Consider the following 22,552-nt stretch of genomic DNA (forward strand, 5'->3'; position numbering starts at 1 on the left):
TCTAACTTAAAGGTTCATGCTTCTTTATGATGAATTAACTTGTAAAGGGTATCGCTATCTTATATCCTTAAGTATATTATATGCTAACAAAGGTTATTTTCCATAAAGTGTCATAAGATATTTTAGCGTAAAACTGGTTATCTTAGATATTGGTTGAATGTATGCTCTGTAATAAAACGCTTCATTTCCTGAAATTGTAGAAGCTTAAGACATTCGGTTATTTCCTCACAAAAACTTGTGTCAAATTGTGACTTTAATTTTCACTAAAATGTTGAAATACCACTGTGAGAACAACCTTTACTATGATAAAATATCACTTAATGAATTTTCAAAATACTTATTAATTATAGAGGTGAAGTAGAGCATGAATGAATTAGCTCAATCGCTAAATCAAGCTGTTAAAGAAGAAAATGAATATGTATACGATATGCTATCACAGCTCGGAAAAGAAATGTTTTATCCAAAGGGTATTTTGAGTCAATCAGCGGAAGCTGGTAAAAAGGCACATCGATTTAATGCGACGATCGGTATCGCAACGGAAAACAATGAACCAATGCATTTTCAGCATATACAAGATCTTTTCGGAGATAGAGTCGCTGCTAAGGACCTTTTCCCTTATGCACCACCACAAGGAAAAGAAGATTTACGTAAAGAGTGGAAAAAGAAAATACTAAAAGATAATCCAAGCTTAAATGGTGAAATCGTAGGAAATCCTATCGTAACAAATGCACTAACACATGGTTTAAGTATTGCAGCTGACTTATTTGTTGACGAAGGTACACCCGTTATTTTACCTGATAAATATTGGGGCAACTACAACTTAACATTTAAAGTTCGTCGCGGGGGCACAGTTACAACTTTTCCTTTATTTAATGAAGCAGAAGGATTTAATAGTGCTGGATTAAAAGAAGCTATACATTCACACAGTTCTGCTGGTAAAGTGGTTGTTTTACTAAACTTCCCTAACAATCCAACAGGCTATACACCACTAGAATCAGAAGCAAAGGAAATTGTGTCTGTTTTAACTGAAGCTGCTGAAGCTGGTTTAAATATAGTGGCACTTATTGACGATGCTTATTTTGGATTATTTTATGAAGATTCGATGACAGAATCAATTTTCAGTTTATTAGCTGATGTTCATCCTAGAATACTACCAGTTAAAATTGATGGAGCAACGAAGGAAAACTACGTATGGGGATTTCGTGTTGGCTTTATCACATATGCAAGTAAAAGTGCGGCAATTCTAAATGCACTTGAGCAAAAAACGAAGGGTCTTATCAGAGGAACAATCTCAAGCAGCTCCCATCCTTCACAATCGATTATTTTACAATCACTACAATCAAACGAGTTTGACGTAGAAAAAGAGCAAAAGTTTGCGTTAATGAAAAGCCGTGCGGATAAAACAAAAGAAGTGCTAAACAAAGAAGAATTCCAAAAGTACTGGACGTACTATCCATTCAACTCAGGATACTTCATGTGCTTAAAGCTTCACAGCATAAATGCTGAAGAATTACGCTTACACCTACTAGACAAATACGGTGTCGGAACAATCTCCATCAACTCCACAGACCTGCGCATCGCTTTCTCATGCGTAGAAGCTGAAGACATCGAAGAACTATTTGACTTAATTGCACAAGGTGCTGAAGACCTGCAGAAATAGGTGCCTGTCACTACCCGGTTTTTGTCGACTAAGGTCGATCAGATAACTCAAATAAAAAAGTCGCCTTCTCTACATAGGCGACTTTTTTTTGCAGATACAGGTGCCTGTCACCACCCGGTTTTTGTCGATTAAATCTTCTCTTCTACTTCCTTCACTAACGGATGAGTCTCAGCTAAGCCTGAAATCTCACTAAAAGCACGTGCTGTCCCTTTTTCCTCGATCATCTTCTTTAGATCAATTGATTCTTGATCTTCCTCGGAAACGAATTGAAGTGCAGCAACGATTACTTTTACAAGATGATCTGGTACTTCCTTGAATTCTTCTAAGTATTCTAAAGCTGGTGCCACTAAACGGTCTTTTGGTCCAAGCTTACGAATTGGCGCTCTTCCAACACGTTGTACATCATCTACAATATAAGGATTAGCGAATCGACCAATTATTTTTTGAATATAAGCTTGATGCTCATTTTCGTTAAAACCGTATTTAGAAACTAGCACACTGCCTGTTTCTTTTAAAGTACCAAGAACATCTTCTTTAACCTCTTCATTTGCAATTGCTTCAGCAACAGTAGCAAAGCCAGCTAAATTGCCTAAATATGCAGTTGCTGCATGTCCTGTGTTCACAGTGAATAGCTTACGCTCAATATATGCTGATAGATTATCAACAAATAATGCTTCTTCAACATTTGGTTGTTCACCTTTTATTTGTGTTGAATCGATTACCCATTCATGAAATGGTTCAACAAGTACATCTAATAAACGTTCATTTTTTTGATTTGGTACAATTCGATCAACTGCTGAATTTGGAAAACCAATATGCTCCAGGGTCCAAGCTTTTTCTTCATCATTCAGCTTTTCAAGAACATGCTTTTGCAGCTCACTGCTTCCTCCGACCATATTTTCACAAGCAATTATGTTAAGTGGATTACCACCAACTTGCTTACGCTTTTTTAAACCTTCAGCAATCAAAGGAGCAACAAATTTCAATATATGTGGACCTACAGCTGTAGTAACCATATCAGCTGTTGCGATCGAATTTATCACCGTATCAGGAGATTGTTGACTATTAATTCCTGAAACATTTTCAACAAAAAACTCCTGTTTTTCTTCATTTGCAAGAATCACACGGTAAGATTTTTCTTTATTAAGTTCATCTATCAATGCTTCATTCACATCAACAAATTCAACATGATATCCTGATTGATGTAATAATAGCCCGATAAAGCCGCGACCAATATTACCAGCACCAAAGTGAGTTGCCTTCAAATTAGTTCACCTCGCTAAGAAGTTGAATAATTTCCTCTTTCGTTTGTGCTTGAACTAGTTTTTCTACATTTTCTTCTTCAGATAGTACAATCGCAATTTTAGAAAGAATTTCTAAGTGCTCATCACCTTTACCTGCGATTCCAATGAGAAGTTTTACGATATTGCCATTGCCAAAATCAACTCCTGCAGGAACCTGGATAACTGATAAACCTGAGTTGATTACAGATGTTTTGGCATCTTCTGTTCCGTGTGGAATCGCAACGAAATTCCCCATAAATGTTGAAGATAATTCTTCTCTTTGTAGCATTGCCTCAATATAAGCTGCTTCTACATAGCCTTTTTCTACTAAAATTTGTCCTGTTGCTTTAATTGCATCTATTTTGTTTTCATAATTTTGATTTAATAAGATGTTTTCTGCATTTAAAATACTCATCGATTAAACACTCCTTAAATTTTGAATAAAGTTTTTGAAATATTTTTGACTAATATATTGAATAAAACTACTTTTTGTAGCTGTTTCAAACATAACGATACTCTCTTGAGATTCAATAATACTGGCACTTATAAAGCTCATGAGCTCAAGCTCCTCACTTGTTGCTTTCTCAGGTGCTATCAACAGAAGAATTCTTGATACTTCAAGCATTTCATTGTCCATTGCTCGGAGGATTCTAGGTTTTTCAAGATCAAGAACATGAAAGCCAGCCTTCATTACGGTCTGACTTCTTGCGTGAAATAGTGCAAGCTTTGTTTCAGGTATGGCTAAGCCACCAATTTGTTCTCTCTGTAACAAAGCATCAACAATTTCTTGCTCATTCTTAACTAACCCTTTTTCTTTTAATCTTTTACTTACAGGCTTCAAAATTGAGCTAACATCATCACGATCAGCAATTTTGAAAAGCTCCATTTCCTCTAAAAGCTGAATCAAAACCTGAGATTTTGCGGTAAACTCTTTAAATTGCTCAAAATTTAATGTTACTTCTACCTTCGGATGATTTTCTTCATAAGAGCTTATACCTGAAATCTCAAGTCCTTTTCCTTCTATATACTTTTTAATTCTTTCCAATTCCTGCGGAGTTAAGATCGGACTAACAAGCAAATAATCGCTCGAAATCTCCTCAATGGCAATGGTAGAAAGAACAATATCATAATGGTTAAGATCAATATCTCTTAATTCAAATGCTGAAATACTTCTCAGTTCAGTTAAATGAGGAAATTGATTATTAATTTGCGTAACAAGCATCTTTGATGTTCCTATACCACTAGAACAAACAACTAAAGCCTTTAATTTCCGAACAACTTTCTTTTTATTCAAAGCTGCTCCAAAATGTAGAACCAAATATCCAATCTCTTCCTCAGGTACTTTATCAAATGGTAATGTTACTTTTACTGCCTGCTGAATAATCTCAAACAGCTCTTGATAATCCCGCTTAATTTCCTGAAGAAGAGGATTCGTAATTTTCATACCCTGCTTCAGACGATAAATAGCTGGCTGAAGATGAGCAAGAAGACCTTGAAATAGCGATTGATCTTGGAGCTTATTATTCGTTAGCTGTTCCACCTGCTCAATTAAACGTTGCACAAGATAAGCAATTTCAACATTTTCATCTTGAATATCGAGCTTTCCTTCGAACCTGAGCTTGGCACCTCTTAAGTGCATCGTAATATAGCCTTTTTCATCAAGTGGGATGGATATATTAAATGTATTTTCTAGCTTTTCTGCTATTTCTTCCGCAAAAGTAAATTCACGTGAGTCTTTTAGCTGATCAAGATACTCTTCTTTGATCGTAATTTTCTCACCGCGTTGAATTCTCTCAATAGCAAGAGCAAGATGAACAACCAATCCAACATAAGAGCTATCTGCCAAGGGGTATGGTAATCGAGAATTAATTTGATTAATCAAGTTCTCAATCACAATGATTTTATCCTTTTTTACAAGCCCTAGAAGTCGTTCAGAAATAGAATCGATTTTGTTTGTTGATTTTCTATCAATATTTTCTCTGACCATTCGTAAAAAGTCTGGAACATCAAACCGGTTTGATATCAGGCTTGTTATCGCCTTTCGCTTGGCTTCTTCAGAACCGGTTAACTCAATTCCATAGCCTCTTCTTCGAATTAAAGTTAATCCATATTCTTGCACAAAGGGCTCCATTTTATCAAGATCATGACTAATTGTTGCTGTTGTCACACCAAGGTCATTTGCAAGAGTTTGCAATTTCATAGGATCTTGATGATCTAATAAGGTGCAAAACGCCACCATCATCCGCTCATCAGGGGTATATTCCTTATAATCCTGCTTATGAATCGAAATTCTTAATTCATGAAAATTAACTTCATTCCCAACAATTTTGATTCCAATTCCAGCACGTTTAACTAATTCAAGCTTAAATTCCTTTAATAAAGATTCAACATTTTTCAAATCTCGATGAATCGTTCTCTCACTAACATCTATCACATCAGCGAGCTCTTTAATCGTAACCTCCTGATTGGCTTCTTCAATTAAATACTGAAGAATAAGACGCTCCCTTGCAGAAACAATCATTTTCCATCACTCGTTTCAACATGAGTTATTGACATAGTTTAATTATATAATTGACTTCTATGTAGATTCAAACAATAGAAAGTATGGTTTTTTCAACTGTGTTCATGACATTATTTAATTGTTGTAATGGGTGTTGGCGAATGAGAGTGTGGACTAATGATTATTATTAGTCATTTAATTGATATTACTCTGATAAGGTCATAAAAGTCATATTTATCTTCGGTTTTCTGGTTTCACCTTTGATCAGATAAAATCGACAAAAAAACACTAGTAAAAAATCCACCACTATATTGTTTAAAACGTAAAAAGGATGCCTATAATGTGGCATCCTTTTTATTGTAGCTTATTTTAATTCATCTACAATTTCATCATATTTTGGGCTGTTTAAGAAGTTATCAACTGATAGGTGATATGCAGTTGGTAATTTAGCTTTTGCACGATCTGTTAGGTCTTTGTGAGAAATAACGATATCTGCATCAGCTGGAATGTTATTAATTGACGTGTTTGTTACGTCAACTCCTTCAATTTCAGCTTTTTTCACTTTATTTCTTAAGATTGATGCACCCATCGCACTTGAACCCATACCAGCGTCACATGCGAAGATGACTTTTTTCACATTTCCAAAATCAAAGCCTTCATTTGTAGTAGCTTCAATTGCAGATTCAGTAGCTGCTAAGTTGCCACTTACAGAGCTTTTCTTGCCTTTCATTGCTTCCATTTTTGCTGTAGCTTCTGTTAAATCTTCATCTGTTTGTTTGCTTGTTTTTAAGATTAGTGCTGCTACTAAGAATGATACAGTTGCTGCTACGATAACACCTAGAATTACTCCTACGTAACCACCTTTAGGCGTCATTGCAAGCAATGCAATAATACTACCTGGTGATGGGCTAGCAACAAGACCAGCATCGAAAACTGTGAAAGTGAATACACCACTAATACCACCAGCGATTGCTGCAAGAAGTAACATAGGCTTCATTAAGATATACGGGAAGTAGATTTCGTGAATACCACCTAGGAAGTGAATGACCACTGCACCAGGAGCTGTTTGTTTTGCTGAACCTCTTCCAAAGAACATATAAGCTAAAAGGATACCTAAACCAGGACCAGGATTTGATTCTAATAAGAATAAAACTGATTTACCAGCGCTTGCTGCTTCCTGTATACCAATTGGACTTAAAATACCGTGATTTATTGCATTGTTTAAGAATAGAACTTTTGCTGGTTCAATGAAAATACTTGCTAACGGAAGTAAACCAGCATCAAAAATCACTCTAACCGCGCTTGCCAATACGTTGTTTAACCCTTCAACGACTGGTCCAATTCCTAATAATGCGGCTATTGTTAAGATCGCTGCTAAAATACCAGCTGAGAAGTTGTTTACTAACATTTCAAAACCTTGACGAACTCGGTCCTTTAAAAGATCATCAACTTTTTTGATTAAATATCCACCAAGTGGTCCCATAACCATTGCACCTAAGAACATCGGAATATCAGAACCAACGATAACCCCCATCGTAGCTGTCGCACCAACGACACCACCACGTACGTCATAAATCATCTTACCACCTGTGTAACCTATTAAAAGTGGAAGAAGATACGTAATCATTGGACCAACTAATGCACCTAATGTTTCATTAGGAATTCTACCTGTAGGAATGAATAAAGCTGTAATAATACCCCATGCAATGAATGCACCTATATTTGGCATAATCATGCCACTTAAATAACTACCAAAACGTTGAGCTTTAACGCGAAAATCAACTTTGTTTTGATTGTTTTCCATTATGGTCACCTCTTTATAAGATTTCTGTTATTGTGTTTCTTTCTTGTCTTAATAATAAAGCGATTACATAAAAGAAACAATTTAATCTAAACATGATTTTGTCTGACACAATGTTGACAAAACTAAATTTAAGGTAGAAACCTTTCCACTTTGTCAATATCGAACATTGTCGAAACTCCTTGATTTTGTGGCATTTTTGAGGCGGTGCCTGTCACGCCCCGGTTTTTGTCGAATACAATTCAGTTGAGGTCACACTGCTTTACGAGACCTATTTTTTCTCATGCAAATTAACAAATCAATTTTGCTTTGTCACTTTTAATCATATCTATTGATTTAATCTACGCTAAATCCTATCGGAATAAACATACAATCATCTTGGTCTTTATTTCTCCAATGAAGAACTTTTCTGTTTAAAGCTGCTACCTAAAGGACTTCATCTCCACCACCATAAAAATCGATTCTAAAACCACTCCCACAATCTAGGCATAAAAAAACCGGGAAGTGACAGGCACGCCCCGGTTTTTGTCGAAGTTCTCCATATTCAGTAATAAGAAGGTCTTTTCAACGAGCACTTACTAGCTTCCTCCCGCAGTCTTGGTGCATAAAAGCTAAGCTTTTTGATGAAATAACAGGTTTCTGGAAAGTGATGCTCGAGGAAGCGTAATGTTGATTTGTTTAACACTTTATTTTCTTTGTATTTCAGGAGCATGTTAAAAATGAATTCACTCATGTCAAGTGTTGTTTTGCCAACATCGTAGGCAAATTCCATTTGGCGAGCAAAGCCTGGTTGTTTGAATCGTAAGTATCCCTTCAGATGGCGATTTTGGACAATAAACACTTGATATCTACTTATGTAGGCTTCTGCTTGTTGTGTAGCAAATATTTCAATAGGATCAAGTATATCGTCAAATAAAAGTGCATGACCGAGCTGGTCTTCTAGCCATAAATCCATTAAATCCTCTAAAGATAGTGGCACAGGCTCTTTTCCTTGAACTAGAAAATTTAAGATCCGTATATATTCTTGATTTTCCGCTAATGTCCCATTTAGATAGGTTGGTGATAAATTAAGATTCACTTTATTATCTATTCTTAACGCCTGCATTTTTCCTTCAAATTCAAAATATCCTTTAGCTACCGGCCATGCTCTTTTAGCAAAGCTGATCATCCCCACATCTGTATGGTCTGCTGTACGTGGCATTGTATGTAACATCGAAATAAGTTCATTAAACCAATTAATATATTGCTGTGATGTTTGAACATACTCTGTTTCTGTTACTGAAAGATGATCTCTTACAAAAAACGCATGATCCTGTAAAATTTCTAGCCAGAATAAGTGCTCATCCCAAATTGGTATTGAATAATATTTCATTGAAAAAACATCTCCCTCCAACTATCTCTTTTATATTTACTACGTAGTTGAACAAGAAATGAATTATTCTTTTAAAAACACATAAATTTCACGATATCTGGTGATATTTAACTTATAAAAGAAAATTGCAAAGGTTGTTTGCCGATGAAGAACGCAAAAGTTTTCATGATACTAATGACTCTCTTACCTTGGTTATCTATCCCACTTCTAAAGAAAAAAACACTGCTAAGATTTATGCCAGGAGCATTATTTATGTGTTTATATGTAACAGCTGAAGGCTATTTCGCAGAGAAGAAAAAATGGTGGTGGTTCCCTCTCCATGTAAAACCTAATGTGATCGGAGAGTTACCTTTAATATTGGGACCATTCTTTGTTGGGTCATTTTGGATTTTAAAATACACGTATGGAAAATTTAATTTATACATGTTAATAAATATCATTGTTGATTCTTTTTTTACTTACTTTACTCTTGATTGGTTTAAAAAGGTTGGTTATGTATCGCTCGTCAAACTGACAAAGTTCCAGCTCTCTTTATTATTTTTAGTGAAATCGGTATTAATGTATGGATTTCAAGTGGTGTATGATAAGGTGATCGGTCAAAAGAATTCGCATTCAGTAACAGAATCATGATTTAAGAGGACACCATTTAACGTGTCCTCTTTTTTTACAATTATTTAAGTCCACAATTCCTTCCTAGATGTTGTGACAGCCTTCGCACCAGCTGATAGTACACTTTCAACTTCATCGTTATTTGTAATAAGACCTCCTGCTATGATTGGCAGTCCAGTTTCTTTACTTATTCTTTCGATGAGATGTGGAACACAGCCAGGAAGGACTTCAATAAATTTGGGTTGTACCTTTTGTATTAATTTATAGCCTGTTTCAAGTGCTATTGTATCTAATAAAAATAATCGTTGTATGGATAGAATGTTATTTTTATTTGCGGTTTTCAACACACTACCTCTTGTTGAAATAAGACCATCAGGCTTGATTTTTTGACAGAGATATTCAGCGGAATATTCATCATTTTTTAGACCCTGAATCAAGTCAGCATGCAATAAAACCTTTTTTTCATGCTTATGAGCATATTTCATGATGTTTTCCACTTGAGCAATATGGACCTCAAGCATAACGATGTACTCAATATCACTTTTCAAAATAATTTCGAAGTCCTTCATTGTCTTAATCGCAGGCAAAATCTTCTGTCCATTAAAATCCATTTTATCCCCTCATATCCGTTTAATCTATTATCTCTATATAACTCTATACTTTTAACATATATTAACTAATATGGGAATTGCAATAAATATCGTTAAACACTTTTCGCAAAATGTTCCCTATTTTAGGTAGTACCATCTAGGTTTAACAACAAAAAATGGACCACAACAAAAGCTGATATTTTAAACTTCAGCTTTGTTGTGGTCCCCTCAGTATTCTCAGACCAAAATTATTAACATGTATAAATTTTATTACTATATGTTTAAACCTTTTCTTCGGTTTTCACCTTTTTATTCGGCTTAAAGCCCATAGTTGCTTCTACTGCTTTTTGCCAGCCATCATACAAGGCTGTTCGTTGTTCTTCAGCCATTGTAGGTTCAAAGGATGTATCAACACTCCATTGATTCATAATTTCTTCTCGACTTCCCCAGAATCCAACTGCAAGACCAGCTAAATATGCAGCTCCTAACGCAGTTGTTTCATTTACAACAGGTCGTTCAACAGGAACATTTAAAACATCACTTTGGAAATTCATTAAAAAGTTATTTTTAACTGCCCCACCATCAACACGTAGCTTCTTCAGCTCTATCCCTGAATCTGCTTCCATTGCTGTTAAAACATCCTTCGTTTGATAAGCAAGTGATTCAAGTGTTGCACGAATAAAATGCTCTTTTGAAGTACCACGTGTAATTCCAAAGATTGCTCCTCTAGCATCACTGTCCCAATAAGGAGTTCCTAGCCCTACAAAAGCAGGAACAACATATACTCCATCAGTTGAATCTACTTTTGTTGCATATTCCTCTGATTCTGGGGCACTATCAACCATTTTTAAGCCATCGCGAAGCCATTGAACTGCAGATCCGGCTACAAAAATACTACCTTCTAAAGCATACTCAACTTTTCCATCAATTCCCCAAGCAATTGTTGTTAATAATCCATGTTTCGAAGGAACCGCTTTTTCACCAGTGTTCATTAACATGAAGCAACCTGTACCGTATGTGTTTTTAGCCATACCCTTCTCAAAGCACGCTTGCCCGAATAATGCTGCTTGCTGATCACCTGCAACTCCTGCGATTGGTACGGCTTCACCAAAGAAATGGTAATCAACCGTTTCAGCATAAACCTCTGATGAAGAACAAACTTCAGGTAGCATTGATCTCGGAACAGTTAATAGCTCTAATAATTCATCATCCCATGCTAAATCATAAATATTATACATTAAAGTTCTAGAGGCATTCGTATAATCCGTCACATGCTTTGTACCGCCAGATAGCTTCCAAATTAGCCATGTGTCAATAGTACCGAAAAGTAATTTACCTTCATTCGCTTTTTGTCTTGCTCCTTCAACATGATCAAGTATCCATTTCACTTTTGTTCCAGAAAAGTATGCATCAATTAATAATCCAGTTTTACTTCTGAACAAATCGTTATAACCTTTTTCTTTTAATTCTTCACAAATTTCAGCTGTTTGTCGCGATTGCCAAACAATTGCATTATAAACTGGTTGACCTGTTTCACGATCCCATACAACCGCTGTTTCACGTTGGTTTGTAATTCCAATACTAGCAATCTCTTTTGGAGAAACATTCGTTTTAATTAATAGCTCTGAAATAACAGCTAATATTGAGCTCCAAATTTCCTGAGCATTGTGCTCAACCCAGCCTGGCTTCGGAAAATACTGTGTGAATTCCTTTTGAGCCACATCAACGATTTCGCCATTTTTATTAAATAAAATCGCTCTTGAGCTTGTTGTTCCTTGGTCAAGTGATAAAACGTATTTTTTCTCCATATTAATTCCCTCCAATTATAGTAAGTATTAAAGAGCTTGATTATTTATATTCGCTGATTTATTCATTTCTACTGTTTTGCTTCCACTCGTAAGCCTTACTCCTATAACTATGATTGCCAATAACCCTATTAAAATATATAATCCAACCTCAGAGCCATTTACAAATAAAACCTGGTAAAATTGTGATCCTAAAACCCCACCTACAATAGGTCCTACCACAGGTATCCATGCATATTTCCAATTAGAGGACCCTTTTCCTGCAATCGGAAGTAAAAAGTGTGCTATACGTGGTCCAAGGTCACGGGCAGGGTTAATTGCATATCCCGTCGTTCCACCAAGTGAAAGACCAATCGCTGTAATAAAGAAACCAACAATAATCGGATTTAAACCTTCTGTAAATTGGTTTGCACCTATTGATAATAATCCAAAAACTAATACCGCTGTTCCTAGAACCTCACTTATAAAGTTAGAAGGAGAATGAGCAATTGCTGGATCTGTAGCAAAAACTGCTAATTTTGCTCCTTTATCTTCTGTTGCTTTCCAATGTGGATAATAGTATAACCATACGATCGTTGCACCGAGAATCGCTCCAATCATTTGTGCTGCTATATATGTTGGTACATCTGCCCATGGAAATTGGCCAATTGATGCAAAACCTACTGTTACCGCTGGATTTAAATGAGCACCACTAATACCGCCAACAGCATATACTCCAAATGCTACCGCAAATCCCCAGCCCATCGTAATAACGATCCAACCAGAATTCTGTGCCTTTGATTTATTTAGAACTACCCCTCCAACAACGCCTCCACCAAAAATAATCAGGATCATCGTACCAATAATTTCACCTAAAAAAGCTGACATAAAGTATCCCCCCTGTTTTGTCATTGCTTACATTGTTAACAAGTTAGATATTTTTAGAGTAAAAAAAAGACAGCCCACTTACAACTAATAAAATAATTTATTAGTTGCAAATGGCTGTCTCTCCATCACTCATCAGCACGATTTAACTTGTTAAATTTAGTATATAGAAATAAATACCATTTGTAAACGCTTTTTTAACAAAAATGTGCAAATTTGTTTTGTTTATCCAGTAAATTAGTGGTAATAAGTTACTTTCAATCAATTAACGTTTTATAGCAATTGCCTGTTTCCCCATCTGCTCCCAAGCAGCGATAAAATTTTCTTTCGGTATTTTTCGATCCTTCTTATTCGCTAGCGGATCATTAAAATAAATAAATAGTTCATCATAGCCTGTTACAACAACTGAATGCTCTTTATAGGTGATTTTAATTTTACCCTGTGGTGTTTCCCACGTTTCGAAAAGTGATTCTGGTAGAGTTTTAAACGTAGTATTCGCGATCACCCATACAGGTGAACCCGCATTAATATGCTTAATGACTTCCTCAAAATCGTTTCCTGACAAGTTAACCACTTTATTTGGCAGATACTTTTCAGCTAGCTCCTCAATTGGCTCGTGATAAACTCCATAACCAGGGTTGTTATAGGTATACATATCTCCAACAAAGCCATAGTGAGGATTGCCGAAGTGAATCACACCATTTTTAACAGTCTTAGGAGTAGGATCCTTTTTCACATTTTTAGCTAACTCCATTTTATCTACTTCAATCCCCTCGTATAAGAGAAGCATTTCTAAGCTAGTTACCTCACACCCTCTTGGTAGTTCTGGAAGCTGTGATACTAAAGGTACATCTAACATTCTTTCAGTAAGGATAACTTCTTCACCAGTCATCACACTCTGTAAAAATGCTGGTTCATCCAAAGAGTTTACTAAAATATTAAACTCTGCTTTTAACTGTTTAGCATTATAAATAAATGTCGTAAAAAAGAGAAGAACAGCAAGCCAACCCATATAATAAATCGACTTCTTACTACTTTTTATATATGTTATTAATAAAATAAGAGCTATGAGAGCCGTAATAAAAATAAGTAACAAACTCATAGTAAACTCCTTTCAAAAAACCTAATACAGATAAAAAAACTTATAAGTATATTATATCTATTCTAAGAGCAACTAGCATTACCATTTTAAGATCCTACACTGGTAAATAGTGTAGTTACCTAACATAATTTTTAGAGTCATAGGAATATATATGCTAGAATAAATGATTATATTAAAATTAAGGAGGAAAAATGCCACAAGATAAACAAATAGAAGTTACAGCCACGGGAACGTTAACATTTAAGGACTATCAAAAGCATAATCGTTATCATCAAAGAAAGATTGTCATTGGTTATTTTATTACTGCACTATTAGTTTTAACCTATATGTGCACTCGTCTTTTTTCTGGTGATTGGATATTAATAGTGCCCATTTCATTCATAATTGCTTTAATTATTGCAGGCTTCTTTACATTAATCTTGATAATAGGATTACGTATCCGTATTCGTAGAGAATATAATAGTGATCAACTAATAAAAAGCGAATTAACATATACATTTGATAACGTTGGAATAAATCAAAAAGTAAGAAGATCCAACTCTTCCTTGGATTGGAATGACATTTTAGTAGCACATGAACACTATGAAATGTTTCGCCTGTACATTTCTAAAAATAAAGCTTTTCTTATACCAAAGAGATTTTTTGAAAACAAGAAAGATATTATTCTTTTTAAGAAGCTGATTGTTAATAATATGAATGCTAAGAAGGTTAAAATGATGTGATTGATAAAAGGAATAAGCGCATGGAGAATTTTTTTCTCCATGCGCTATTATTTTTTCCAGCTTTTAATATGAAAAATACACAAGATAAAAAGGGCTTGGAATCGCCAAGCCCTTTTATTTTACCTTTTAATAATTTCCTCATAAGTAATTCAGTTCTACTATCTATTTAACCATAATTTGATAAGCCCATGGCTCTAAATTGAACTGTTGTTTGCTATTCATTTTGAAGAGTTTATTCGAAGGAAACATGTGATATTTTCCTTCTGACATGTTAGCTTCTACCTGACCAGAAACAGTTTCTGTTGATAAATTAGCGACAACAATTACCTTCGATTTACCTTTTACTCTTTCAAAAGCAAGAATACGTTCATCAGATGTTTCTAAAATGTTCGTTTCTCCACCAGTTGAACCATTCCACAATGCCTGATTTTTCTTTTTTAATCGAATGAAATCTTTATAAAACTCTTGCATAGATAAGTCTTGCCACGAAATTTCGTCTTTATCAAAGAATGCCAAGCGTTTATTAAGTCCTGCCTCTTGACCAGAATAAATTAATGGTATGCCTGGTAAAGTAAAGGTTAATGCAGCCATTGTTTTTTCAACTTCACCGAATAACTCTGATGTAGTACCTTCCCATGAATTATCATCATGATTAGTAGTCCAATGCATGGCATAGGAGCCAGTTGGATAAAACTGTTTCATTTTATGAAGATACGACTTTATGCCTGTTGTTCCTTTATTACCTGCTGCAATATCTCTCATCGTGTGAGTAAGCTCCCATCCATAATTGAGGTTGAAAGCATTCTTTAACAAGTCAAATTCTACATTATCTTCTGCTAACAGATAAACTGGCTTTATTTTATCTAGTTCTTTTCGCGCTGTTTCCCAGAAGTCTACCGGTACACCACCTGCGTAATCAGCACGATACCCGTCAATATCGGCTTCTTGTACCCAATATTTCATCGCATCAAGCATAGCAGCTCGCATATCATCATTTTCAAAATTTAAATCTGCTACATCCATCCAGTCTGTTCCCGGAGGATGAGTAATATTCCCTTCATTATTCAATGTGTACCATTCTTTATTTTTTGTCCAAATATGGTCTTTACCTGTATGATTGGCAACCCAATCAAGCATGACTTTGAAGCCCATATCATGTGCTCTATCTACCAAGCTTTTGAAATCTTCCATTGTGCCAAACTCCGGATTTATTGCTTTATAATTTTGTATGGCATAGTATGAGCCTAACGTTCCGATCCTTCCCTCCTCAGAAATTGGATGAATTGGCATAAACCACAATACTTCAACTCCTAATTTTTTTAATCGAGGTAAATGTTTTTCAAATGCTTTAAAGGTTCCTTCGGGTGTATATTGTCTGACATTCACTTCATAAATTGTTGAATCCTTTGACCATTCTGGAAAATGGGCGGTACTATTTTCAACTGTGACTGTGTAATCAGGAGAGGTATACACATAATCATCTCCCTCTTTAATATAAACTTGTTCATATTCATTTAACTTGGTAAACCCCTTGCTATCCCCGTCTTTCTCTCCTGTTTCACGATTAACCACAATAAAATTGATGACCTCTGAATTTTCATTTAATTTAACATCTACATATGCACCATGCTCTCCTATTTGATCATTTGAAAAAGGAGTAGCACCTGTTGGCCAACCACCCACTTGATCTGAAGGTGTTGCAGCAACCCCCCCATAACCAAAGTCCCCATGTGTCGTAATTTTGATCTTCTCTTTCATAATAAATTCTTATTGTATCATCAGTAGTCTCAGCTGAAGCAGTGTTTGGATAAGGAAAATGAACATTCGAAGTTAACATAATCGCCATCATTAATAGTACTACACTCTTACTCAAATATTTTTTCAACATACCCTACTCCTTCTTTTTTAAAATTAAAGTTCACAAGTCTACCTTTCTAGTTTTTTATTAACTCAAAGTTTAAGAATTTTAAACTCAAAGGCCATGGGCGTGCGGTGGGCCTCCTCGTCGCTATGCGGTCTTGTCTTAAACGGTTTCATTACAACAAAAAAAAATGATTAAAAAAGCAATAAAGTTAGTGAAAAGACTATTAGAAAAAACTCTATTAAATATCCAACTTAAAGCGAACCATTTCACCTTCATTTTGGATCAATAAAGGTGAAATCTCTTCTCCATTTAATAGGACTTCCTTTTCTTCAACAGATCCGTGTATGATCAATGACCATTGTTTCCAATCAGGCTTGTAGGTCCCTTTATTTTCAATTGTAAATTCAAGTCTATTTCCATGAAATTCACAGTTAATATGTTTCTCTAAATATTGCCCTTGTTCATAAGAAAATGTGTTTCCATCATCCTCATATAAAACGTAGCTTGCAGTGCCACTATTAGATGGGTACAAATGAATTTGTAAATCCTCCTCAAGCTGTTTTGTTGATTGTTTAATAGAACCATTAGATACAAACGAACCTTCTTTTATAAAAATTGGTAAAATATCAAGTTTTGCTTCTACTAAAATGTGTTTATTACCCTCACTTACTTCACCAGTCCAATAATTGATCCAATTACCTTCAGGAAGATATACTACCCGGTGGAATGTATCGGGTTTTGTCATTGGAGCGACAATAACATTATCACCGATTAAAAATTGATCAGATAAGTTGAAGGTATGATGATCATTTGGATACTCCATAAATAATGGACGCATAACTGGTACACCCGTTTTGCTAGCTTCATGAAATAAAGTATAGAGGTGAGGCATCCATTTATATCGAAGTTGGATGTATTTTTTTACAACTGCTTCGATTTCTTCACCAAATGACCATGGTTCTTGGCGGATACTTTCAAGCACACTATGGTTACGGAAATAAGGAGTAAATGTCCCAAATTGTGTCCAACGCGCTAACAACTCACCAGTCGTATCGTGTGCAAACCCACCTACATCTGGTCCAGTCAAAGCCACACCAGAAATTCCAAGATTCATACACATTGGAATGGCCATTTGTAAATGCTCCCAGAAACTTCTGTTATCCCCAGTCCAAACCGCTGCATAACGTTGAACCCCAGCATAACCAGCACGAGTTAATAAAAATGGCCGCTTACCATTTAGTAGATTTTTCATACCGCTATAGGTTGCTTCTCCCATATAAAAGCCATATAAATTATGCATTTCTCTATGAGTTTTAAGGCTTCCATCTTGATTATGCATCACCTTTGTATCCATAGTTTTGGTTTCATTAAAGACGGCTGGCTCATTCATATCATTCCAAATGCCCTCTATCCCCATATCTGTATAAAATTTATGTTTTTCTCCCCACCACTTTCTCACATCACTATTTGTAAAGTCCGGAAAGGCACTTTTTCCTGGCCAAACATCTCCATGATAGATTTGACCGTCAATGTATTGACAAAATTTATCACCATAAATCCCCTCTTGATAGATAGAGTATTCCGGGTCTTCTTTAACTCCTGGATCAACGATTGGTATGACATGAATACCTGCTTTCTTTAAATCTTTCAAAAGTTGTTCTGGATTTGGAAAACGTTCGCGATCAAATGTAAAAACCCTGTAACCATCCATATAATGAATATCTAAATAGATCGCATCCACCGGTATCTCTTTTTCTAAGAAATGATTAACAAGTTCTCGCACTTCTGCTTCCGTTTCATAACTGTAACGGGATTGATGATAACCGAGTGCCCATTTTGGCGGAATATCCATCCGACCAGTAAGTGTTGTATATTGTTCCAATACATTTTTAGGTGTTGGACCTAACATCACATAGTAGTCTAGTTCCCCACCTTCAGCAGAAAAAGAGTAAACATCATTTTCTGTTTTCATATCAAACACTGATTTGAATGTATTATCAAAGAAAATACCATGAGCAAAACCTTTGTTTAAGGTCATAAAAAACGGAATAGATTGATACAGTGCATCGATTTCTGGATTATGTGGTGCAAACACATCACTATTCCACATCGTCATCTTTTCTCCACGTTTATCTAAAAAGCTGGTCTTCTCACCAAATCCATAGAAATGATCTTCTTTTTTCATCTCTTTATAGCAAATAACTTCTTTTTTGTCGTTATATCCCATACCACGTATGGTTTCTTGAACTAGTATACGTTCATTATGATCATAAATAGCAATACGAAAAGGGGTACGAAAGACTTTTATTGATAGTTTAGAAGTATGAAGTTCAATTGTTTCTATAGTTTCTCTAACATCTACCTCAACAACTTCTGGTTCTATTACTAGTGCAAAACTACTTTCCATAGTAGGTGATGCAAAAGGGTTCATAACAACCCTTACAATTTCCTCCTTATAGAATTGTAGATTCACAAACCCTTGTTCACAAACAAATGAAAATATGTTATCGACTTTCGTAAAAGAATTCAAATTACCAATATCATGATACGGAACCCCTTCAATAGACTTTTTACTTCCCGGATGGATAGCGAAACTTGTATCTTGCATCCATAGACCTCCTTATATCCTAATCATTGTTTCATTCACACTATTAAATCAAACGAGTTTTTTGTTCTTGTATCGAAATGTGAGTGAACATCACTTTAAATCTCTTTTTCTTTCCTCAGCCTTTAACAGATCCAAGTGTAATTCCTTTAACGAAATATCTTTGGAAGAACGGATAAATCACTAAAAGAGGAAGCATTGAAATGAATATTTTCGCAGCATTCAAGGTTTGATTGGAAGAGCTTGCAATTCGTTGTGCTGATTCTGCATCAATTTTTGAAGGATCAATTTCCACAGTGACCGAACGTATATATGTTTGTAATGGATATAAATCATTATTTGTCATTAACACCAGTGCCTGAAAAAACTCATTCCAATGCATAACAATCGTAAATACTAAGATTGTCGCCAATACTGGCTTTGACAATGGTAAATAGATACTAAATAGAATTCTCCATGGACCTGCCCCATCCATTACTGCTGACTCTTCTAATTCCTTTGGCAGGTTTCTAAAGAAATTCATGACCAAAATGACATTAAATACAGGTAATCCACCACCAAGGACAAGTCCCCATATATTGTTTGTCATTCCCAGAGTTTTCATTGTCATATACCATGGAACTAAACCACCATTAAAAAGCATCGCAAAAATTAAAAGCCACATAATGATATTTCTTGGTCCAAACTCTTTTGATGTTTTTGATAGTGGATATGCCATTAATACCACAACAACAAAGGTAGTGATTGTCCCCAAGACCACTCGTTGGATTGACACAAAAAATGATTTAAGAAATTTAGCATCCTCAATAATTAGTGAATAAGCTGCTAAAGTAAAATCTTTTGGCCAAAAAAATACTTGCCCTGCAGAGACAGCTGCTTTATCACTTAACGAGATAACTAACGTATACCAAACAGGATAAATACAAAGAAACGTAATTAACATAAGCAAAAAAACATTAAATCCATTGAAAAATTTAGATAGTGCTGATTTATCTTCTACCATTTACATCACACCTTTATTAGAAAATTCGATAATTCGCAAAACGATATGCTAATCCATATGAGACCGCAATAAGAATAAATCCTACAACAGATTTTAGTAGTCCCACTGCTGTTGCTAAACCATATTGCATATCAATAAGCCCAGCCCGGTAAACCCATGTGTCGATAATATCTCCAGTTGAATAAACAAGTGGATTATAAAGATTAAAAATTTGGTCGAAACCTGCATTCAAAATGTTCCCCATGCTTAACGTACCTAATAAAACAGCAACAGGTAATATACTCGGTAGCGTAATACTTATTAACCGTCTAAACTGAGAAGCTCCATCAATAGCAGCCGCTTCATACAATTCTGGACTGATAGATGTTAGTGCTGCAAAATAAATAATTGCCGCAAATCCAAATTCCTTCCATATATCACTACCAACAACAAGAGCTGGAAATATTTCCGCATCAGCAAAGAACAAAATAGGTTCAATTCCTATCGTAGTAATAAATTGATTGACCGGACCAGAGATCGAAAACATATCCAACATAATGCCAGCTATAATGACCCAAGACAAAAAGTGAGGTAAATAGACAATCGTCTGAACAGATCGGGTAAAAAACTTTTTTTTCACTTCATTTAACATCAAAGCAAATACTAATGGCACAATTAAGTTTCCAATCATTTTTGCTAATGCAATGAGAATCGTATTTCTAAATATTTGCTTACTATCATCAAGCTCAAACATATACTTAAAATTGTCTAATCCAATCCATTCTGACTTGAATAATCCTATCCCTGGATTAAAATCTTTAAAAGCCATTAAGATTCCATACATAGGCAATAAATTAAAAAAGAATAACCATATGATTCCCGGAAGCAGCATCAAAAAGTAATGCTTATAATCAGATCTGTTTTTCTTAGCCTTTGTTCTAAGGTTGATACGAACACCACGATGAATTTTTATCGTTTCCGTTTTATTTTCCATACTTATCCTCCTTAAGAAGATATCAAGACGAGTGAATACCCACCCGTCTTGACTTTTTTTACTTTAATTCATTTACTTCCTTCGTGATTTGGTCTCCACCTTGGTCGTGCCACTTCTCAACAAATTTATCAAAATCACTTAGTGGTGCATTACCCATGATAATTTTTAGGAACGTTTCATCTTCTAATTTCTTTAAATTATTCCATTTTAATTCCATCGTTTTTGTTTTTGCTGTGGCTATACTACGAACATAATTGATATCTGCATTGATGAAAGCAGAGCCCCCATTTAGATGAGCGTATAAATGAGTGAAGAATGCTTCATCTCCGGCTCTATCCCAGTATTGAATGTTATAGTCATCGTACGGTTCCTTTTTCACATTCTTCACATGTTCTGCCAGATCATACGCAAAGCCATAGTTTACTTTATCAATATCCTCTAGCTTAAGTTCTCCAGCGAGATGCTTCTGTGTTGAAGTTACAGCATACTCTAACTGATCTCCATGACCCATTACCATGAATAACGGAATTTCCTGTGAAGTCATTTGCTTATCCGCTACTACTTCCTCATAACTAGCATCTTTCTCGCTAACATGAATATTAAGCATCTTAATCACGGCTTCTGGATGTTCATAATCTTTGCTTACTACTACATAAGTGCTTCCAGTAGTTTCGTTTGAATTAATTTTCCCTGTGGAATCTGCTGGACCAGCATATGGACGCCAGTTAGCTTTCGGATCATTTTTAATGGAATCTTCCAGATTATAAGGTGACCACCAAGGACCAAAGAAGATACCCGCTTTCCCACTTACTAGAACTTCTTGCGCACTTTTTCTTAAAGCCATTTCCTTGTCTATAATCCCTTTTGCATACCAATCGCGCATCATTTCAAGTGTTTTCTTTGTTTCTGATGTAGTAGATCCATAAACAGCCTTTCCATCTTTATCTTCTACCCATATTCCCGGGTAAGCATTATTCGCAAAGAATAGGGATGAGAAATTTAAGAAATGATCACTTGAGGTCAGAAATGTTGAACTCAGCGCTCCTCCTTGTGATGTTCCAACGATTCCTAATGTATTTTCTCCACCCATTTTATTATCAATGAATGCTTGTGCAATTTTTTCAAGATCTTCTAAAGTCTTAGGTGCCTTAAGACCTAGTTCATCAAGCCAATCTTGTCGTATCCAAGTTAAAGGTGCTGATGGAAGTGTAGTCTCAGGTAATGCATATAGCTTTCCATCGTAAGTTACATTCTCTAATAGTCCTGGATTTGACTTATAAATATCCTTTAATCGCTCTGCACCATAATCCTCATAAACATCAGTTAAATCTGCTAACTGACCTGCTTTAACCATTTGTTTAAGTTGAGTTTCATTAACTACCATAGCATCTGGGATATCATTACTAGCAATTGACAAACTTACTTTTTGTTCATAGTCCTCTCCTGCTGTTGCTTCCCATTCATGTTTTGAAACAATGTTATACTGATCCTCTAACCAACGTGTGTATACATTGTCTTCAGGTGTATCATCACCTTCAAATTTATAGTTCGGATCAATACCTCTTCCAATTGAAATTTCAACAGGCTCCGAAAAACTTCCTAGCGGATCAATATTTTCTTCGGAAGTTTTACTTTTGTTTTCTTTTGATTCGTTACTGCTTACATCATTTCCCATACAAGCACTTAAACTTGCAATAACTAAAAGCATACTAAAAAGTGTGAACAGCTTTTTCATCCTAATCCCCCTCTTGATTCCCTTTATTGTTTACGTTTTCAATATATCACGATGTCTGATTCTA

18 protein-coding genes are annotated in these 22,552 nt (G+C 35.4%); 3 read left to right on the forward strand and 15 right to left on the reverse strand.

What is annotated here, in order from left to right:
* Positions 1-364 precede the first annotated feature (364 nt).
* Positions 365-1,660, forward strand: a complete 1,296-nt coding sequence (locus tag JOC75_RS20690) for an aminotransferase class I/II-fold pyridoxal phosphate-dependent enzyme (protein WP_204955873.1) — start codon at positions 365-367, stop codon at positions 1,658-1,660.
* 128 nt (positions 1,661-1,788) lie between these two features.
* Here JOC75_RS20690 and JOC75_RS20695 read toward each other — a convergent pair whose 3' ends face one another.
* From JOC75_RS20695 to JOC75_RS20715, 5 genes are all read right to left on the reverse strand, one after another.
* The gene (locus tag JOC75_RS20695) at positions 1,789-2,925 is read right to left on the reverse strand and encodes a mannitol-1-phosphate 5-dehydrogenase (RefSeq protein ID WP_204955874.1); all 1,137 of its coding nucleotides are present in this window, start codon (positions 2,923-2,925) and stop codon (positions 1,789-1,791) included.
* 1 nt (position 2,926) lies between these two features.
* Complete coding sequence (locus JOC75_RS20700; protein WP_146947702.1) at positions 2,927-3,358, reverse strand: PTS mannitol transporter subunit IIA; 432 nt, start codon at positions 3,356-3,358, stop codon at positions 2,927-2,929.
* A 3-nt stretch (positions 3,359-3,361) separates the two neighbouring features.
* The gene (locus JOC75_RS20705) at positions 3,362-5,464 is read right to left on the reverse strand and encodes a BglG family transcription antiterminator (protein WP_204955875.1); all 2,103 of its coding nucleotides are present in this window, start codon (positions 5,462-5,464) and stop codon (positions 3,362-3,364) included.
* 343 nt (positions 5,465-5,807) lie between these two features.
* Positions 5,808-7,247, reverse strand: a complete 1,440-nt coding sequence (locus JOC75_RS20710; RefSeq protein WP_204955876.1) for a PTS mannitol transporter subunit IIBC — start codon at positions 7,245-7,247, stop codon at positions 5,808-5,810.
* A gap of 541 nt (positions 7,248-7,788) precedes the next feature.
* Positions 7,789-8,616, reverse strand: coding sequence for a DUF2935 domain-containing protein (locus JOC75_RS20715; RefSeq protein ID WP_204955877.1), 828 nt, complete (start codon positions 8,614-8,616; stop codon positions 7,789-7,791).
* A 144-nt stretch (positions 8,617-8,760) separates the two neighbouring features.
* On the opposite strand from JOC75_RS20715, the gene JOC75_RS20720 reads away from it, so the two are divergent.
* A complete protein-coding gene (locus JOC75_RS20720) occupies positions 8,761-9,246 on the forward strand; it encodes a hypothetical protein (protein WP_204955878.1) in 486 nt (161 codons plus the stop codon).
* A gap of 44 nt (positions 9,247-9,290) precedes the next feature.
* Here the strand turns inward: JOC75_RS20720 and JOC75_RS20725 are convergent, their stop codons facing one another.
* The 4 genes from JOC75_RS20725 to JOC75_RS20740 form a co-directional block, all read right to left on the reverse strand.
* Complete coding sequence (locus JOC75_RS20725; protein WP_204955879.1) at positions 9,291-9,836, reverse strand: glycerol-3-phosphate responsive antiterminator; 546 nt, start codon at positions 9,834-9,836, stop codon at positions 9,291-9,293.
* Positions 9,837-10,096: 260 nt separating this feature from the next.
* Positions 10,097-11,623 carry a glycerol kinase GlpK gene (glpK, locus tag JOC75_RS20730; protein WP_204955880.1) on the reverse strand — a complete coding sequence of 509 codons (1,527 nt, stop codon included), beginning with the start codon at positions 11,621-11,623 and terminating at the stop codon, positions 10,097-10,099.
* A gap of 27 nt (positions 11,624-11,650) precedes the next feature.
* Positions 11,651-12,487 carry an MIP/aquaporin family protein gene (locus tag JOC75_RS20735; RefSeq protein ID WP_204955881.1) on the reverse strand — a complete coding sequence of 279 codons (837 nt, stop codon included), beginning with the start codon at positions 12,485-12,487 and terminating at the stop codon, positions 11,651-11,653.
* Positions 12,488-12,749: 262 nt separating this feature from the next.
* Positions 12,750-13,586: a C39 family peptidase gene (locus tag JOC75_RS20740; protein WP_204955882.1), complete on the reverse strand. Its 837-nt coding sequence runs from the start codon at positions 13,584-13,586 to the stop codon at positions 12,750-12,752.
* 191 nt (positions 13,587-13,777) lie between these two features.
* On the opposite strand from JOC75_RS20740, the gene JOC75_RS20745 reads away from it, so the two are divergent.
* A complete protein-coding gene (locus tag JOC75_RS20745; RefSeq protein WP_204955883.1) occupies positions 13,778-14,308 on the forward strand; it encodes a YcxB family protein in 531 nt (176 codons plus the stop codon).
* Positions 14,309-14,470: 162 nt separating this feature from the next.
* On the opposite strand, the gene JOC75_RS20750 is transcribed toward JOC75_RS20745, so the two are convergent.
* The 6 genes from JOC75_RS20750 to JOC75_RS20775 all read right to left on the reverse strand — a co-directional run bounded on the left by JOC75_RS20750 (position 14,471) and on the right by JOC75_RS20775 (position 22,488).
* Positions 14,471-16,066 carry an alpha-amylase family glycosyl hydrolase gene (locus JOC75_RS20750; RefSeq protein WP_239589605.1) on the reverse strand — a complete coding sequence of 532 codons (1,596 nt, stop codon included), beginning with the start codon at positions 16,064-16,066 and terminating at the stop codon, positions 14,471-14,473.
* On the reverse strand, positions 15,951-16,196 hold the full coding sequence (locus JOC75_RS24510; protein ID WP_204955884.1) for a pullulanase-associated domain-containing protein: 246 nt from the start codon (positions 16,194-16,196) through the stop codon (positions 15,951-15,953). The genes JOC75_RS20750 and JOC75_RS24510 overlap by 116 nt, the downstream gene beginning before the upstream one ends.
* Positions 16,197-16,410: 214 nt before the next feature.
* Positions 16,411-18,780, reverse strand: a complete 2,370-nt coding sequence (locus tag JOC75_RS20760; protein WP_204955885.1) for a glycoside hydrolase family 31 protein — start codon at positions 18,778-18,780, stop codon at positions 16,411-16,413.
* 115 nt (positions 18,781-18,895) lie between these two features.
* A complete protein-coding gene (locus JOC75_RS20765) occupies positions 18,896-19,780 on the reverse strand; it encodes a carbohydrate ABC transporter permease (protein ID WP_204955886.1) in 885 nt (294 codons plus the stop codon).
* Between the two features lie 16 nt (positions 19,781-19,796).
* Positions 19,797-20,651 carry an ABC transporter permease gene (locus tag JOC75_RS20770; RefSeq protein ID WP_239589608.1) on the reverse strand — a complete coding sequence of 285 codons (855 nt, stop codon included), beginning with the start codon at positions 20,649-20,651 and terminating at the stop codon, positions 19,797-19,799.
* 160 nt (positions 20,652-20,811) lie between these two features.
* Positions 20,812-22,488 carry an extracellular solute-binding protein gene (locus JOC75_RS20775; RefSeq protein ID WP_204955888.1) on the reverse strand — a complete coding sequence of 559 codons (1,677 nt, stop codon included), beginning with the start codon at positions 22,486-22,488 and terminating at the stop codon, positions 20,812-20,814.
* Between the last annotated feature and the right edge of the window lie 64 nt (positions 22,489-22,552).

Source organism: Metabacillus crassostreae (assembly GCF_016908395.1).
Lineage (GTDB): Bacteria > Bacillota > Bacilli > Bacillales > Bacillaceae > Metabacillus > Metabacillus crassostreae.